The following is a 15,833-nucleotide window of genomic DNA, read 5'->3' as shown; positions in this document are numbered from 1 at the left end:
GCGCCCGACAGGGGGCAACATGATCGATCCGTCCATCGCCGCCGGCACCCCGCCGGCCAATCCGCAACCCATCGCGTCCACCACGGCGATCTCCGGGCAAAATACCGGGATCCCACAGACCACGGTTTCCATGGCCGATTCCACCACCGAACCACCGTACCGGATCCTCGTGGTCGAAGACGACCGCAGCCAGGCCCTGTTCGCCGAAGCCATCCTGCGCGGCGCCGGCATGCAGGCCGAGGTGGTCGCGGTCCCTGAACAGGTGATGGCGACGGTGGAGCGCTTCGGCCCCGACCTGGTGCTGATGGACCTGCACATGCCCGGTGCCAGCGGCACCACCCTGACCCTGCAGATCCGCGAACATCCGCGCTTCTCGCAGGTGCCGGTGGTGTTCCTGACCGGCGACCAGGATCCGGACAAGCAACTGGAAGTGCTGGAACAGGGTGCGGACGACTACATCCTCAAGCCGGTTCGCCCGCGCCACCTGATCGCCGCGGTGCAGAGCCGCGTGCGCCGTGCACGGATGGCGCAGACCAAGCAGGTGACCGCGGCCGAACCCGAGCGGCACCCGATCACCGGCCTGTATACGCGCCCCGTGCTGATGAAGAAGCTGGCCGAACTGCTGCCGCAACGCTCCGGCGGCGTGCTGATGCTGGAAGCCGGCAATGCCGCCGCACTGCGCAACCGCTACGGCTATGCCGAGTTCGAGCAACTGATGAGCGATGCGGGCCGCTACCTGGGCACGCTGGCGCAGGCGCATGCCTCCGCGCGCCTGAGCGACAACGCGTTCCTGGTGGTCGCCGCCGACCTCGGCGGGATCCCGCTCGAGGCGCTGGCGCGCAGCCTGCGCGACGGCATGGGCTACCACGATTTCCGCGTCGGCGTGGAGGCCGTCCGCCTGCGCACCACCATCGGCTATGCCGACCTGGTGCACGGCTTCCGCGACGCCGGGGCGACACTGTCGGCGGCCGAGGAAGGTGCGCGCCTGGCGCGCACCGAGCCCACCGGCATCGGCGCCTACGTCCCGCCCTGCACCACCGCGACCGATGCCGCGGACGGCCTGCTGGGCGAGATCCGCAACGCACTCGATGGCGATGGCCTGCAATTGGCGTTCCAGCCGGTTGTCGCGGTCGCCGGTGGCGACGAGGCGCAGTTCCAGGTGCTGTTGCGCATGCGCGACAGTGCCGGCAACGAGCGCAGCGCCGGCGAAATCGTGCCGCTGGCGGAAGCGGCCAACCTGTTGCCGCAGCTCGACCGCTGGGTCATCCAGCAATCGATGGCGCTGCTGCAGCGGCGTCGCGCGGAAAGCCGCCCGGTGCGGCTGTTCGTCTCGCAGTCGCCGCGCACGCTGGCGCAGGACAGCTACGCCGGCTGGCTGGCGCAGGAACTGGAAACGGCCAGCATCGATGGCCCGTCGCTGGTCATCGACATCCGCCTTGAGGACGCGCTGGTGCATTCGATGCTGCTGCGCCAGTTCTGCGAACAGCTGGTCCCGGCCGGCGTGCAGTTCTGCCTCAGCCAGTACCGCCACGGCCCCGATGCCGAACAGCTGCTGCAGCAACTCCCGCTGGGCTACCTGCGCCTGTCGGCCGAGTACGCCCGGCAACCGCTGCCAGCGAACTTGCGCGACGAAATGCGCGAAGCGATCGATCGCGCGCATCGGCTGGGCCTGCAGGTGATCGGGCAATCGGTCGAGGATCCGCAGGCCGCCGCCGCGTTGTGGATGGGCGGCATCGATTTCATCCAGGGCAATCTGGTACAACGCGCGGAACACGAACTCAACTTCGACTTCCAGCACGCGACCCTGTGAACGCCGACGACGATCGCGGATTCAACCTGCTCAGCGCACGCTGGCTCGCGCTGGGCGCAGCGGCCGGCGTCGCGTTGTCGCTGGCGCTGGCGCAATCCGGGATCCAGGGCCCCTGGCAGGGAATCGCGCTGGTGCTCGCGCTGCTGGCCCTGTTCGCCACCACCACCCTGGCCTTTGCCGCCGGCAAACATGAAGCAAGGCTGCGCGAGGAGAGCGAACGCAGCCGCCGCGGCGAAGCCGAAGTCAGCGCGTTGCAGCAGGAAATCAACCGGCACACCCAACTCGAGAACGAACTGACCAAGGCCAAGCAGGCGGCCGAGGCGGCGGTGATGGCCAAGGGCGAATTCCTGGCCACCATGAGCCACGAGATCCGCACCCCGCTCAACGGCATCGTGCCGATGCTCGACCTGCTGATGCATTCGCGGATGCCGCCCGACCAGATGGAGCTGGTGCGCACGGCATTCTCCTCGTCGCACCAGATGCTGCGCATCGTCGACGACATCCTCGACTATTCCAAGCTCGAAGCCGACAAGCTGGAGCTGGAAACCACCGGCTTCAACCTGCGCGAAGTGCTGGAAAGCATCATCACCCTGATGGAGCGCCCGGCCGAGGCCAAGGGCCTGCGCCTGCTGCTCAACATCGAGCAGGGCGTGCGCCTGCCGGTGCGCGGCGACCCGGTGCGCCTGCGCCAGGTGGTGAGCAACCTGGTCAGCAACGCGGTGAAGTTCACCGAACGCGGCTCCGTCACCCTCAACGTGAAGCGCCTGCGCGAGACCGCTGCCCAGCACCAGTTGCGTTTCGAAGTGCGCGACACCGGCATCGGCATCGGCAAGTCCGCGCAGGAACATTTGTTCCAGGCCTTCAGCCAGGCCGACGCCTCGACCACCCGCCTGTACGGCGGCACCGGACTTGGCCTGGTGATCTGCCAGCGCATCGTCACCCTGATGGGCGGCAGCATCGGCGTCGAGTCCGAGGCCGGCCAGGGCTCCACGTTCTGGTTCGAGATCCCGCTGCTCAAGGTGCAGGGCGACATGCCGGCGCGGGAAGCAGACCTGACCGGTGCGCGCGTGCTGCTGGTCACCGCCGATGGCCGCCTGCGCCAGCGCCTGGCCATGCTGCTGCCGAACTGGGGCATGCGCCTGACCACCGCCGAGAACACCCAGGACGCGCTGGAACGGCTGCGCCAGGCCGCCGGGCAGGGCGAGCCGTGGACCTATTCGGCGGTGCTGGCCGACCTTGGCACCATCCGCAGCACGGCATTGTCGCTGGCGCGCAACCTGGAACGCACCGCGCTGTACGGCAAGGTCCGCCTGCTCTACCTGCGCAGCGACGACACCACCTCGGTCGAACTGCCCGCTGGCGCCAGCGTGGTGCCGCGCGGCTCGCCGGATGCCGACCTGCGCGCCGCGCTCTCGGGCGCGCAGCTCGGCAACAGCGAACCCCTGGCCACCCGCAACCCTACATCCGCAGGAAGCGACATGACCCAACAGGCGATGCCGCGCATCCTGCTGGTGGAAGACAACCCGGTGAACCTGATGGTGGCGCAACGCCTGCTGCAGGTGATCGGCATGGAATGCGAAACCGCCGGCAACGGCCAGGTGGCGCTGGAGAAACTGCAGGCGACCGCCTACGACCTGGTGCTGATGGATTGCCAGATGCCGGTGCTGGACGGTTATGCCGCGACCCGCCGCTGGCGCGAGCACGAACACGCCAGCGGTGCCGCGCAGCGGTTGCCGATCATCGCGATGACCGCGAACGCGATGGCCGCCGACCGGCAGAAATGCCTGGACGCCGGGATGGACGACTACCTGGCCAAGCCGGTCACCCGCGGCGAACTCGAACGCTGCATCAGTCGCTGGCGCGGGGTGAAGATGCCGGTCGAAGCGGTGCCGGAGCACCGGCCCGCGCAGGCTGCGCCGGCAACGCCGCCGGTGCTGAATGCCAGCGTGCTCGACGACCTGCGCGACGTGCTCGGCGGCGAAGTCGACAAGATCATCGCGCTTTACCTCGAGGATGCGCCGCGACTGATCGCGCAACTGGAACGCGCAGTGGTGGGCAACGACCCGATCGCCCTGCGCGTCGCCGCGCATACGCTGAAGTCGTCCAGCGCGAATGTCGGCGCCACCACCTTGTCGGAAGCCGCGCGCGACCTCGAGCATGGCGCGCGCGACGGCACCCTGGCCAAGCCGGAAGCCCTGGTGGCGCGCATCGTCGGCGAATTCGCCCAGGTGCGCACCGCCCTGCAGGCCAGGTTGCCCGCCAACGCCTGACCCGTTGCGGGCCTTACTTGTCGAGCTGCTGCGCCAGGTAGTTCGACTCGCCGATCCGCTCGATCAGCGACAGCTGGGTCTCGATCCAGTCGATGTGCTCTTCCTCCGAATCGAGGATGTCGGCGAACAGCTGGCGGCTGGTGTAGTCGCCCACCGATTCGCAATACGCGATCCCGTCCTTCAGCACCGGCAGCGCTTCCAGCTCCAGCGCCAGGTCGCACTGCAGCAGCTCGCGCGGGTTCTCGCCGATCTTCAGCTTGCCCAGCGCCTGGAAGTTCGGCAGGCCGTCGAGGAACAGGATGCGGTCGGACAGCTTGTCCGCATGCTTCATCTCGTCGATCGACTCGTGGTACTCGTGCTCGGCCAGTTCCTTCAGGCCCCAGTTCTTCAGCATCTTGGCGTGCAGGAAGTACTGGTTGATCGCGGTCAGCTCGTTGTAGAGCGCCTTGTTGAGGAATTCGATGACCTTGGCGTCCCCTTTCATGGCCGCGCTCCTTCGTCTTGGCAGGGGTGGACTCTAGCGCGAAGCCCGCGCGCCGTGGCGGAACGCGAATCGTCCGCAACCAGCGGCGAAGGCCGGCATGGCGAGGGGGTCGGGCCGGCGCGGCTAGGCAGCGCGCTGCAATACCGGCAAGGGCAGCTCGCGGCGGTTGCGCACTTCGTCGAGGATGGCTTCGGCCGACGGCAGGCAGCTGCCGCAGTTGGCGCCGACGCCGGTGCGCATGGTCAGTTCGGTCAGCGACACGCAGCCGGCTTCCGCGGCTTCGCGGATCTGGTGGTCGGTGACCCCGTTGCAGATGCAGACGTACATGGCCCGGCTATCAGACCGCAAACGCGAATGATTGTCAATTCCGCAAGGCCGCGCGGGTGCGGGCGTTCAGCCGCGGTAGGAACAGCCGGAAGTGCAGGTCTCGTGCACCACCACTTCCGACAACAGCGGCAGGGCTGGCTTCAACCTGGCCCAGATCCACATCGCCAGGCGCTCGCTGGTGGGGTTGTCCAGCCCTTCGATGTCGTTGAGGTAATGGTGGTCCAGCTGCTCGTACAGCGGCTTGAAGGCCGCCTTGATGTCGGCGAAGTCCATGACCCAGCCGGTGTCCGCGCCCGGTTCGCCGGACACGCGCAGCTCGATGCGGAACGAATGCCCGTGCAGCCGCGCGCATTTGTGGCCTGCCGGCACGTTCGGCAGCCGGTGCGCGGCCTCGATGGTGAAGACCTTGAAGATGTCCATGCGCGGAATTGTACGCCGGCACCGCCCGCGCCCATTCAGCGCACGCTGTAGCCCATGAACCGCCAGGTGCGGTCCTCGTCGCGGTGGAAGGTGACCAGCTCGGTGCGCGGCGGCCCCTGCCGCAGGCGCAGCAGGAATTCGGCGGTGACGTACTCGCCGCCGGGGATGGACTGGCCATCGCCCAGCTGGCGGCTGATCACGAGCCATTCGCGGCCTTCGATGGCGGCCAGGCCGTGGCGGCTGGCCTGCACGCCGGCCACGAAATCCTCGCGCTTGACGCGCTGCTTCATCGTCGGCGAGGCCCCGTCCCACAACTGCGCCAGCTGGCCGCGGTCGACCAGGGCGAGCGCCTGCAGCGCCCACTTGCCGACCGAATTCGGATCGACCAATTGCGCCGCGGGGGCTCGCCGCGCGGCATCCTGCTGCACCGGCACCGACGGTTGCGCCGCGTTCGCGACGGACAGCAGGCCAACCGCGATGCAGCTGCCGGCGACGAATCTGAGGGCGGGATTCATGCTGAGGTTCCGTTTGCCTGTCGGTTCGGATGGATCGGCCCAGGCGCTCGCACGCCGGGGCCGCGCCGGTGTTACAGGTCGACGCCGAAGCCGACGCCGGCCGAGCGGTCGCTGCCGCTGAACGCGCCGCTGAGCGAGAACGAGGCGCGGTCGCCGAGCTGCTTGGCGTAGCCGATCGACAGCGCGCTGGTGCCGTTCTGCCAGCCGGCACCGATCGCCACGCGACCGCGCGGGCTGCGCGCGTTCGCCGCGTTCATCGCCATGTTGGTCATCGCCGCGCCCATCGCGCCCTGGCGGTCGATGCGGCGGTCCTGGTCGCCCAGGCGCATCCACACGTCGTCGCTGAAGCGGGTGAACTGCTGGTTGAGCTCGGCCACGCGGCTGTCGGTGTAGCTCTTGGCCTGGCCGAGGGTCTGCGTCGCGGTGGCGTCGGTGTACTGCCGGGCGCTGGCGATGGCGGCGGCGTCGCCGGCCTGCATCTGGCTCAGGTTCACCGCATCGGTGGCGGAAGTGCCCGCCGCCACGTCGGTGACAGCGGCGGCGAAGGCCTGCGAGCCGATCGCCACGGCGTTGCCGCCGCTGGCGAAGGTGCCGGCATCGCCGATCATCATGTCGCCGTTGTTGGCGCCGCCGAGGTAGAACCTGCCGCTGTTGACGCTGAGTTCGCCGCCCAGGCTGAGCGAGGTCGCACCGCTGCCGGCCGCATCGCCGTAGAACAGCGCGCGATCGGTCTGGGTGGCCGCATCGTCCGGCGCGCACTTGGCGGCGTCGGAAACGGTTGCCACGCAGCCGCTGGCGTCGTCGTGCACGGCCACGCAGTCGGCGTCGGTGCCGCTGTTGACATAGACGCCGTCGCCGGCGGATGCGCCGAACGGCAACAACGCGGCCAGGGCCAGGCCGATCGCCGCGGCCAGCGGGCGCTGTGCCGGCGAGTGCGCGCGGCTGCAGGCCAGCTTCACATGGGCGACGTCCAACGCCACTCACTGGCCACCGATAAAGGCGTACTCGCGGCTCCAGTCGAACTGGAAGGCCTCGCCCGGCGGGAACAGCAATGGCACGAAGGCGGGCCGGCGGCTGGCGCCACCGGCCACCTTCCACTGGCGGATGAAGGCGGTCACGCGCGTGTAGGTGCCGGGGTAACCGATCGCCTGCAACTGCGAGAACAGTACCTTGGCGGTGCGTTGCTCGCGGCGGGACCGATGGCTATCGGCACGCAGCCACGTCTCCAATTGCGTGCGGTAAGCATCGAGCCGGGAGGGTGAGGCTCGCTTCGGATAGACCGGCTCGGACTGGCCGCTGCGAAGCCAGCGCCGAATGGTGTTGCGGGACAGGCCGCTGCGCTTGGCGATCTCGCGCAGCGACAGGCCATCGCGGAAATGCATCCGCCGGATCTTGGCCAACATGACCATGGTGATCACTCCTGAAATCCCCCACGCCAAAAGGCGCAGGATGTGGGCTTCAGGGGGGTCAGTTTTGCCCGCGCATCACCGGCGAAAGTGGGTCAGTTCTGGATGCGCGCCAACACCCATCCGGTCGAAGCAGAAGGTACAAGCCGCCGCCATCGGTCAATTTGGCCGGTTTTGCGCCGGGCTTGGCCTTGCGGATCGCTACATCGCTGAGGGCCATAACGGTAACCCTTCTGACGGTAACAAGATTCAGGGTGGTGTCGTTACCGTCAAACGTGACGGTATTCCAGTCGCTCGCATTGGACGTTGCTGGACGTCAGGCAAAGAAAAACCCCTGATTTCTCAGGGGTTTTTGGACTTCCTCGGCTCCCGCGGGACCACTATGTGGTGGTATGGGTGCCCCGGAATATCATCCGGAAGATCCTGATTCAAAAGGATTTTTCCGAATTAGAACTTCGAGTTACCGTCAAACCTACCGTCAGCGCGACAAGCCTTGCCATCCCGTGAATGTGACATTGTCACATGATTCGGCGTACCGCGATGCGTCCTCTGGTCCTTTCGAGACGCTAGTTGGCATAGACCGGCGACGGCAGCGTCGGATAGACCCGCCAGACGTGCTCGTACACAGCATCCGTGGTCACTTCGACCTCGCGCTCGTCGTACAGATCCAGCGGCAGCCCGGTCTTGTCGTCGTAGAGGAAGTCGTGGATGGCCACGCGGACCGCGTCGCGATTGCCTTCGGTGGCCTGCCAGTCGGCGATCTCGGCCAAGCGGGCCTTTAGGGTGGCGAGCAGTGACTTGGAGACGCCCTTGAGCTTCTCGATGCCGCGCTTGTCCAGATCCGGCTTGCGTAGCAGGTCGAAGAGAGCGAGCGTTTCCTCGTCCAGCCCCAGCTCGACGGCCCTCTGTTCCTCCTCGCTGAGACCCTGGCTGAGGAGCAGGAGGCGTTGGAAGGTGGCCTCGATGGTGGCGCGGTCCACCTCGCGGTTGTAGTCGGCCACGATCTGCTCGTACTGCTCCTGGTAGTTCTTGCGTGCAGGGTTCATGGCCAGCAGCTTGGCCAGGCGAGACTCGATCGCCGCTTTCAGGCTCTGCACGGTGGTCTGCTTGCGCTTGCTGCGCTGAAACTCCTTCAGCAGCTTGGCGAAGTCGATCTTGCTGATGTCGAACAGGCGCTCTTCGCCCACCCCAGGTTTGCCCGCCGGGCTCGCCTTGGCATCTGCCGCGACGATCGCCTGGTTCACCTCCTCCCGAAGGGCCTGGAGGATGTGGCTGATGTCTGCCTTCTCCACGTCCTCGCGCAACTTCTTGTAGACGATCATCACCGCGTCCACCCGTTCGCGCCGATCGTTGACGCCCGCTACATGCACGCAGGACTTGAACCGCGCCAGCACCGCGCGCGCCATCAGCTCGAAGCGTTTGCGGGTCTCGTCGTTCTCGTTGATCGATTCCTTGGCGTCCAGGATCGCCTTGTTCCGCTGGAAGCCGGTGCTGTCCACGATCGCGGACAGCGGCACCTGCCGCTGGCTCAGCCATACCGTCACTTCGGACAGGCCCCCGTCCAGTAGCTCCAGCAGTCGCTCCTCCGGCTGCGCGGGGTCCATGCCTTCGCCGCCCGTGTCGCCCTCACCCGTCGCCCCGGCGAAGGTCGCCAGCGCGCGGCGCAGGTTCTTCAGGATTCCGCAGTAGTCCACGATCAGGCCATTGGTCTTGCCCTCCGCCACGCGGTTGGCGCGGGCGATGGCCTGCATCAGGGTGTGCGCCTTGAGCGGCTTGTCCAGGTACAGCGTGCCCAGCGTCGGCACGTCGAAGCCGGTCATCCACATCGCGCAGACAATCGCCACGCGGAACGGGTGGTCGGCCTTCTTGAAGGCATCCTCCATGCTCAGCGGCTTGGGCGCGCCGGGCACGCTCCAACCTTCCTTGATCAACCGGCGGTGCGGCTGGATGTCCAGCCCCAGCCGGCGGAAGCGGTCCACCTCGCCCTGCTCTTCGCTGACCATCACGGCGAAGCGGGTCTCGCCCATCCACTTGAGCTGCCGGGTCCGCTCCGCCAGCGCCTGGTCGTCAGTCTCGCTGTTGTTCCGGACCGTCAGCGCATGGATGTGTTCGGTCCAGTACTTCTCGATCAGCCCGTGCATTCGCACACAGGTGGGCTTGTCGATGCAGACGAACATCGCCTTGCCACTTTCCCAGCCCTCGGCGTAATGCCGGACAAAGTCGCGGGCGATGCGGTCCAGGCGCTCATCGGCGGTGATGACGTGGTAGTCGCGGCCCATGGCCGCTTCCAGCCGCCGCTGCGCGTCGGGGTCGGCATTGAGCTCGTCCTCGAACTCGGCCAGCTTGTCTGCGATGCGCTGGTTCAGGTCATCGGTGGCGACCTTGAGCTTCTCGCCGCGGGCGTCGTAGTACAGGGGCACCGTGGCGCCGTCGTCCACCGCACGCCGGAAATCGTAGGTGGAGACGTAGTCGCCGAAGACCCGGCGCGTCACCTCGTCGTCGCCCATCAGCGGGGTGCCAGTGAACCCGATGTAGCTGGCACCCGGCAGCGCGTTGCGCATGTTCAGCGCCAGCGTGCCGTATTGGGTGCGGTGCGCCTCGTCGCTAATCACGATGATGTCGTCGCGCTGCGAATACGGGTTGTTCGGGTCCACCTGCTCATTGAACTTCTGCACCAGGCTGAACACGTAGCCCTTGTGCTGGCCCAGCATCTCTTTCAGGTGTGCTCCGCTGGCCGCGCGGGCGTTGTCCCCTTCTGCCACCACGCCGCAGCCCACGTAGGTCTGGTAGATCTGGCCGTCCAGGTCATCGCGGTCGGTGACGATCACGAAGGTGTAATTGCCGCCCACGCGCCGATGCACCTTGCGGGTGAAGAACAGCATCGAATAGCTCTTGCCGCTGCCCTGGGTATGCCAGAACACGCCGAGCTTGCCCTGGTTCTGCGCGCGGTTGGCCACGGCGCGGATGGCGCGGTTCACGCCCAGGAACTGGTGGTTGCGCGCCACGATCTTGATGGTGCGCTCGCCCACGTCGTCGAACAGGATGAAGTTCTCGAACAGGTCCAGGAAGTTGCGCTTGTCGCAGACGCCCTTGAGCAGGGTCTCCATGTCCACCACGCCGGGCTCGGCTTCCTCCAGCCGCTTCCAGTTGTGGAAGTGCTCGTACTTGCCGCCCAGCGCGCCAACCTTGGCCTCGCTGCCATTGGCCAGCAGCAGGAAGGCGTTGTGGTGGAACAGATGCGGGATGGTGTCCTGGTAGTCCTTCAGGTTCTGATCGAAGGCCTTGCGCAGGTTCTTGTGGATGGTCTTGCATTCGATGAACAGCAGCGGGATACCGTTGACGAAGCCGATGATGTCCGGCCGGCGCCGGTACAGCTCGCCCTTGACCCACAGCTCGCGCACGGCCAGGAAGTCGTTGTTATCCGGGGTATCGAAGTCGAACACCCGCAGGGTGCGCGCCTCCAGCGTGCCGTCGGGCTTACGGTAGCTGACCTTCACCCCGTCGCGGAGAGGCTGGTACTTCTCGCGGTTGGCCGCCATGCCACGCAGGCCGGCGCCCACCTCCACGATCTGTCGCAGGGCGTCCCGGTAGGCGGCGTCGGGCAGGCCCGGATTCAGCGCCATAAGTTTCTCGCCCAGGATGCGGGTCAGCACCACATCCTGTTCGCTCTTGCGGCCGAAGCTGCCTTCCGGGCCCAACACCTCCGTGTTGTACGCATACTCGCTGCGCCAACCCAGCGCATCGCGCAGGTAGTCGGCGGTGGTCTGCTGGACCAGCGTGTCTTCGTTCAACGCCATGCGGGAGCCCCCTGTGCCCAGCCTATCAAACCACCAGGTCGCCGCTCATCAGGCGGGGAAGTAGGAGATCGCGGGCATCACGCAGTTTGGCGTTCTGCTGGCAAATATTTGCGATCTGCTGGTACATGGGCTTGATGGCACCGACGAACTCATCCAAGAGTTCAACAGTTGGTACAAGCATCTTCTGGCTGCGCAGCGTTTGTTGGCTGATATTTGTTTGAGCCGCACCCTGCCCAAGCCCAACCACGTGGCCGCGATTTTCTTGCAGCCACTTCTGGGCAAATAGGACATCGTCAGGGTGCCGCTTCGGCATCAACGCAACGCACGCCTGGTTCGAGGCAGCGGCCTTGGCTAACAACCCCGTCCTGCCGATATTCGTACCGCCGTAAATCGAGACTAATAGAGTCCCTTCCGGAAAGAGTTTTGCAGCCGAGTTCTTGAGCGCCGCTTCTGAGATGTGCTCTTCAGTATCGAAGATGAAAAGCTCATCCAGCTCCTGCGTCTTGACCCAGTTGATGTCACCAACGAAATACTCGGGGACCGACCGACTCGGTGTTCCGCCACTCGTAGTGTCAAACATTTCGGCGATCGAGTTGATAGCCCACCCCTCCGGCACACCATCCACCACCTTGACGTGCTCGTGGCCGGGGAAGCGCAGGTGCACGAACCATTCGCGGTACAGCAGGCGGGCGGATTGCTCCAGCAACGCGATGCGGCGGCGGTTGTTTTCGATCAGGTCGTCGTAAGCCGACAGGACATCGGTGATGCACTGCTGCTCTGTGATTGATGGAGTGGGAACCTCGAATTTTTCGATCATTCCTTTGGTAAGCGCATTGCGCGTACCACCCGATCCAGCGATCGAAAGCATGTGACTTTGCATCGCAGGCGAAATGAGGAAATACATCAAAAACTTGGACAGGAGTTTTTCGCGGTCTGGCCTGATGATGCATACATGCTGATTCACACGGGCCGGCAATACATCGGCTGGCGCTACGGTGCATCGGGCAACGGAGTCGCCGGTGATGTTGAGAAGCACATCTTCCGGCAGAACCGAAACGCCATTCATTTCTTCGGCCTGCTTATCGGTGATATGCGCAAGACCGCCGAGGTAGAACTCTCCGTTGTAAACATTCTGACTGCGAATCAGCGCCACCCCGTCCGGGACATAGACTGAGTCGCCACCACGGGGCGTAACCCCACTGCCAATCTTTGTGGTGCAAGTACTAAGCTGCGTCACGCGCCCAGCTCCTCGAAGTTGCGCGCAATCTTCGCCGCCAGCGCCACTGCCTCTTCGTTCAAGCCCGCCAGCTCGACGTGAATGTCGCGCAGCGCGGCCTCGAAGTCGAAGTCCTCGTCCACCTCCTCCGGCGCCACGCCGACATAGCGGCCAGGCGTCAGCGACCAGTCGTTGGCTTCGATCTCGGCGCGGCTTACGCGCTTGACCAGCCCCTGCACATCGCGCAGCTCCGCGTCCGGGAAGCGTTCCTGCAGCCACAGCGCCTGCCGGTGGAAGTAACGCACCGGCTTCAGCGCGTCCACGGCGGCCCTGCGGGCCTCGTCCGCGGCCTTGCGCACGCGGTTGAGGTCGCGGCTGTTGGCGTCGCCCTGCCTGGCGTCCTGCGCATGCCCGGCCAGCTTGTAGAGATGGTCCACCGCCTTGACCAGGTCACGGCTGGCGTCGGCCAGCGGCACAAGCCGCGCCGCGGCTTCATGGAGCTCGGTGTTGCCCGCACCGTCCGGGATCCCGTCCGCGGCGACGGCGTTGGACTGGGTGTTGAAGGCCACGACATCGCGGTTGAACTGCGTCAGGGCGTCATCCAGCGCCACCTGCGCCGTCAGCGCGTCGCCTTCCTGTAGGGGGCTGCGCAGCAGGTTGGCCCATGCGGCCAGCGCCGCGTGCGCCTCGCGCAGCGGGACCTGGCTGGCCAGCGCGGCCCGGATGCAGGCAAGCAGATGTTCCCGCACCAGCCACAGGAAGCGGCCCTGCTGGCCGCGGTAGAGCCAGACGATGCTGGTCAGGTTGGCCAGTTGCTCCGGGCTGAAGTCGTAGATCTTGCGCGTCACCTTGCGGTAGACGTTGCGGGCATCCAGCATCAGGACGTGGTCGCTGTGCTGCGCCGGCTTGGCCTTGTCGAAGAACCACAATTCGCAGGGCACGGTGCGGGTGTAGAAGAAGTTGCCGCGGATGGCCACCATCACATCCACGTCGCCGGTTTCCACCAGCTTCTGGCGCACCTTGGCTTCGTCGCGCCCGGCGCTGGACGCCTGCGAGGACATCACGAAGCCGGCGCGGCCGCGCTTGGACAGGTAGCTGTAGAAGTAGGAGATCCAGAGGTAGTTGCCGTTGCTGACCTTGCCCGCCTTGTTCACGCCGGGCAGGCCGAACGGCAGGCGCGGATCGTTGCGGACCTTTTCCGCGTCCACCTCGTCCACGTTGAATGGCGGATTGGCCATCACGTAGTCGGCCTTGCCCAGCAGCTCGTGTGGGTCGCTGTAGTAGCTGATGGCCTCGGCGATATTGCCCTGCAGCCCGTGCACGGCCAGGTTCATCTGCGCCAGCTTGATGGTGGTGGCGTTCTTCTCCATGCCCCAGAAGGTCAGCGCCTTGCTGGGGTCGCCGTGGTTGCGCTCCACCAGGTTGGCGCTCTGCACGAACATGCCGCCGGACCCGCAGGCCGGGTCCAGTACGCTGCCCCGCTCCGGCTCGATCAGGTTGGCGATCATCTGCACGATGGAGATGGGCGTGAAGAACTCCCCGCCGTCGTGCGCGCCCTGGTCAGCGAACTGGGTCAGGAAGTACTCGTAGATGCGGCCGAAGATGTCGCCGTTCGCGGTCTTGAGCTCTTCCGGGTTGAGCTTGCGCAGCAGCTCCCCCAGGTCGTCGTTGCCGATCTTCTGGTAGTCCGCCTTGGGCAGCACGCCGCGCAGGGCCGCGTAGTCGGCTTCGATGCCCTCCATTGCATTGATGATCGCCGCCGCGCGGTCGGCCGAATCCGGAAGGGACACCAGGTGATCGAACTGGGCTTCCGGACGCAGGAAGATGGCGCCCTGCTGGCTGAAGTCCTCCTTGGTCAGCGCCTTTGGAACCCCGCCGCGCTTCGGCAAGCCGGCTTCGATCTGCGGCTTGACCGCCAAGTAGCGGCTGTAGGCATGGCGCAGGAAGATCAGGCCCATCACGGGCATGAAGTACTCGTTGCTGGCCAGGCCGGAATTGGCGCGCAGGAGGTCGGCTGCGCTCCACAGGCGCTTTTCGATGGCTTCGATGTTCTGGAGTTGGCTCATGGTGTCTGCTGGGGTTGGGGCTGGTCGTGGCCGGGATGGCGGCCGCCAGCCCACGGATCCAGCGCAATGAAAAAGGCCCTGAGTTCCGCCACCACCTCGGCAAGTGCCGGGGCGGTCAGCCGGTTGCGGCGCAGGAAGGCGGCCCACTGGGACTGCTTCTGCGCATCGGTGGCAAAGGCGTCGGTCAGGCCGAACGGCACGCCCTCGGGCGGCGCGGTGCCGCGGCGCTGGAAGGTCGCGCGGATGGCCTCGGCCAAGGTGGCGGGCGCCATCGCCTGCTCGCGCATCAGCGCCAGCAGGTCGAAGTAGTCCTTCATCCGGCTGTTGGCGATGCCCAAGGTGGCGATGGCTTCCAGCTTCTCGGCGAAGACGGTATCGCGCGGATAGACCCGCAGACGGGGTGCCGGCATGCCTTCCAGCAGCACGGGATAGTCGACGTCTGCCGGCGCCGGCGTGACCGCGTCGCCGAAGCCTACGTCCCACTGCAGATGGCATCGCGCGTCGCCGAGGAAGGCCAGCAGGCGGATCCGCAGACCTTCGTATGCGGCTTCCTCACGGATGGGTTCGACCGTCATCGAGCCGACATCGAATCGCAGACCATCTTCGTCCTCGATGGCGCAGAGCTCGGCGACGATGGCGGCCAGCCGTTCGGGATCCGGCGACCCGAAGCCAAGAAGGTCGGCATCGCGCGTGGGCCGGTGCGGCTGGTCGAACCAGAGTGCGAACAGCAGTGCGCCCTTGAGTAGGAACTGGTCGCGATGCGGCGAGATCGACAGCCGATACAGCAGCCGCTCCACGGCGTAGCGATCGAGGACGAGTTGGAAATCCTCACCGCGTATCCGCGCGCGCTCCAGCAGGCGTTGCCGGATCGAGGCGATGCGATTGGCCGCAGGTCCCGGCTTGGTCACGCCAGCGCCTCCAGGTAGGGCCGCATGACCGTGGTGACGCGGCAAATCTGCGCGTACTTCCACAGCTCGTCGACGCTGGTGGCGCGCGCGCGCAGCGCATCGCGCAGGGCTTCGATGGCCACATCCAGCCCCACCAGATTGCGAAACTTGAAGCAGTCCGCCACCGTCTTGGCGACATTGGTGACGCGCACCTGCTTGCTGCCCATCGTGCGAGTCTCGAGCCCTGCGGTGAGGGCCTCGCCTGAAAAACGGAGAACGCGCAGCGGGGGCCAATCCAGACGCGGCAGCCGGTCCTTGTTGCCGATGGCGATCCACACCTCGAACGGCGCCTGGGTGGTCAGGCCATGCAGCCGCAGGGCCGTCAGTAGGCACAGTCTCGCCTCGGGGATGCGCTCGGCGACCACCAGTACGCCTTCCTCACTGCCGGGCAGCACCACCCCGGGTGCGGTGTAGACGCCGCGCGCCAGCCGGATCAGCTCGCCGGCCGCCACCAGGCGCGAGAGCTGCACGCGCGCTACGCCGGCGTCCACCAGCTCCCGGGAGCGGACCGCGCCCTTGTGCTGGATAAGTGCTTTCGCGATGGCCGCCGGATCGGTCATGGCCGGAGTGTTCCA

The 15,833-nt window shown here is 66.3% G+C and carries 12 protein-coding genes and 1 pseudogene; 2 read left to right on the top strand and 11 right to left on the bottom strand.

Annotated elements, in window-relative coordinates; genetic code table 11:
- Positions 1–19: 19 nt before the first annotated feature.
- Positions 20–1,810 (top strand): EAL domain-containing protein, encoded by a 1,791-nt coding sequence (locus FHQ07_RS10390; protein WP_139716734.1) that lies wholly within the window; start codon positions 20–22, stop codon positions 1,808–1,810.
- Positions 1,807–4,080, top strand: coding sequence for an ATP-binding protein (locus tag FHQ07_RS10385; RefSeq protein ID WP_425476909.1), 2,274 nt, complete (start codon positions 1,807–1,809; stop codon positions 4,078–4,080). Before FHQ07_RS10390 ends, FHQ07_RS10385 begins: the two co-directional genes overlap by 4 nt.
- A 13-nt stretch (positions 4,081–4,093) precedes the next feature.
- Here FHQ07_RS10385 and bfr read toward each other — a convergent pair whose 3' ends face one another.
- The 11 genes and pseudogenes from bfr to FHQ07_RS10325 all read right to left on the bottom strand — a co-directional run bounded on the left by bfr (position 4,094) and on the right by FHQ07_RS10325 (position 15,818).
- Positions 4,094–4,564, bottom strand: coding sequence for a bacterioferritin (bfr, locus tag FHQ07_RS10380; RefSeq protein ID WP_139716733.1), 471 nt, complete (start codon positions 4,562–4,564; stop codon positions 4,094–4,096).
- A 123-nt stretch (positions 4,565–4,687) separates the two neighbouring features.
- On the bottom strand, positions 4,688–4,891 hold the full coding sequence (locus FHQ07_RS10375) for a (2Fe-2S)-binding protein (RefSeq protein WP_139716732.1): 204 nt from the start codon (positions 4,889–4,891) through the stop codon (positions 4,688–4,690).
- Between the two features lie 66 nt (positions 4,892–4,957).
- On the bottom strand, positions 4,958–5,311 hold the full coding sequence (gene queD / locus FHQ07_RS10370; protein ID WP_139716731.1) for a 6-carboxytetrahydropterin synthase QueD: 354 nt from the start codon (positions 5,309–5,311) through the stop codon (positions 4,958–4,960).
- Between the two features lie 35 nt (positions 5,312–5,346).
- Positions 5,347–5,826 (bottom strand): DUF4019 domain-containing protein, encoded by a 480-nt coding sequence (locus FHQ07_RS10365; protein WP_139716730.1) that lies wholly within the window; start codon positions 5,824–5,826, stop codon positions 5,347–5,349.
- A 71-nt stretch (positions 5,827–5,897) separates the two neighbouring features.
- Positions 5,898–6,800 carry a hypothetical protein gene (locus FHQ07_RS14575; protein ID WP_240703466.1) on the bottom strand — a complete coding sequence of 301 codons (903 nt, stop codon included), beginning with the start codon at positions 6,798–6,800 and terminating at the stop codon, positions 5,898–5,900.
- Positions 6,801–6,809: 9 nt separating this feature from the next.
- A pseudogene (locus tag FHQ07_RS10355) lies at positions 6,810–7,235 on the bottom strand (helix-turn-helix domain-containing protein); the annotation flags it as partial.
- 563 nt (positions 7,236–7,798) lie between these two features.
- The gene (locus tag FHQ07_RS10345) at positions 7,799–11,029 is read right to left on the bottom strand and encodes a type I restriction endonuclease subunit R (protein ID WP_139716729.1); all 3,231 of its coding nucleotides are present in this window, start codon (positions 11,027–11,029) and stop codon (positions 7,799–7,801) included.
- A gap of 25 nt (positions 11,030–11,054) precedes the next feature.
- Positions 11,055–12,182 carry a restriction endonuclease subunit S gene (locus FHQ07_RS10340; protein WP_139716728.1) on the bottom strand — a complete coding sequence of 376 codons (1,128 nt, stop codon included), beginning with the start codon at positions 12,180–12,182 and terminating at the stop codon, positions 11,055–11,057.
- Between the two features lie 80 nt (positions 12,183–12,262).
- Positions 12,263–14,311 (bottom strand): type I restriction-modification system subunit M, encoded by a 2,049-nt coding sequence (locus tag FHQ07_RS10335; RefSeq protein WP_139716727.1) that lies wholly within the window; start codon positions 14,309–14,311, stop codon positions 12,263–12,265.
- A complete protein-coding gene (locus FHQ07_RS10330) occupies positions 14,308–15,219 on the bottom strand; it encodes a nucleotidyl transferase AbiEii/AbiGii toxin family protein (protein ID WP_206202317.1) in 912 nt (303 codons plus the stop codon). Before FHQ07_RS10330 ends, FHQ07_RS10335 begins: the two co-directional genes overlap by 4 nt.
- Entirely contained in the window at positions 15,216–15,818 is a 603-nt protein-coding gene (locus tag FHQ07_RS10325; RefSeq protein WP_139716726.1) for a type IV toxin-antitoxin system AbiEi family antitoxin domain-containing protein, read from the bottom strand. Before FHQ07_RS10325 ends, FHQ07_RS10330 begins: the two co-directional genes overlap by 4 nt.
- Positions 15,819–15,833: the final 15 nt, after the last annotated feature.

Origin of the sequence: Thermomonas aquatica, from assembly GCF_006337105.1 — a bacterium.
Taxonomy (GTDB): domain Bacteria; phylum Pseudomonadota; class Gammaproteobacteria; order Xanthomonadales; family Xanthomonadaceae; genus Thermomonas; species Thermomonas aquatica.
The sequence above is the reverse complement of the archived record's forward strand: the minus strand, read 5'-3'. Positions and strand labels throughout refer to the sequence as shown.

Excerpts from the sequence above, each read along its gene's own strand:
- FHQ07_RS10390 (WP_139716734.1), top strand. The coding sequence starts at position 20 with ATGATCGATCCGTCCATCGCCGCCGGCACCCCGCCGGCCAATCCGCAA.
- bfr (WP_139716733.1), bottom strand. The coding sequence starts at position 4,564 with ATGAAAGGGGACGCCAAGGTCATCGAATTCCTCAACAAGGCGCTCTAC.
- FHQ07_RS10375 (WP_139716732.1), bottom strand. The coding sequence starts at position 4,891 with ATGTACGTCTGCATCTGCAACGGGGTCACCGACCACCAGATCCGCGAA.
- queD (WP_139716731.1), bottom strand. The coding sequence starts at position 5,311 with ATGGACATCTTCAAGGTCTTCACCATCGAGGCCGCGCACCGGCTGCCG.
- FHQ07_RS10365 (WP_139716730.1), bottom strand. The coding sequence starts at position 5,826 with ATGAATCCCGCCCTCAGATTCGTCGCCGGCAGCTGCATCGCGGTTGGC.
- FHQ07_RS10345 (WP_139716729.1), bottom strand. The coding sequence starts at position 11,029 with ATGGCGTTGAACGAAGACACGCTGGTCCAGCAGACCACCGCCGACTAC.
- FHQ07_RS10335 (WP_139716727.1), bottom strand. The coding sequence starts at position 14,311 with ATGAGCCAACTCCAGAACATCGAAGCCATCGAAAAGCGCCTGTGGAGC.
- FHQ07_RS10325 (WP_139716726.1), bottom strand. The coding sequence starts at position 15,818 with ATGACCGATCCGGCGGCCATCGCGAAAGCACTTATCCAGCACAAGGGC.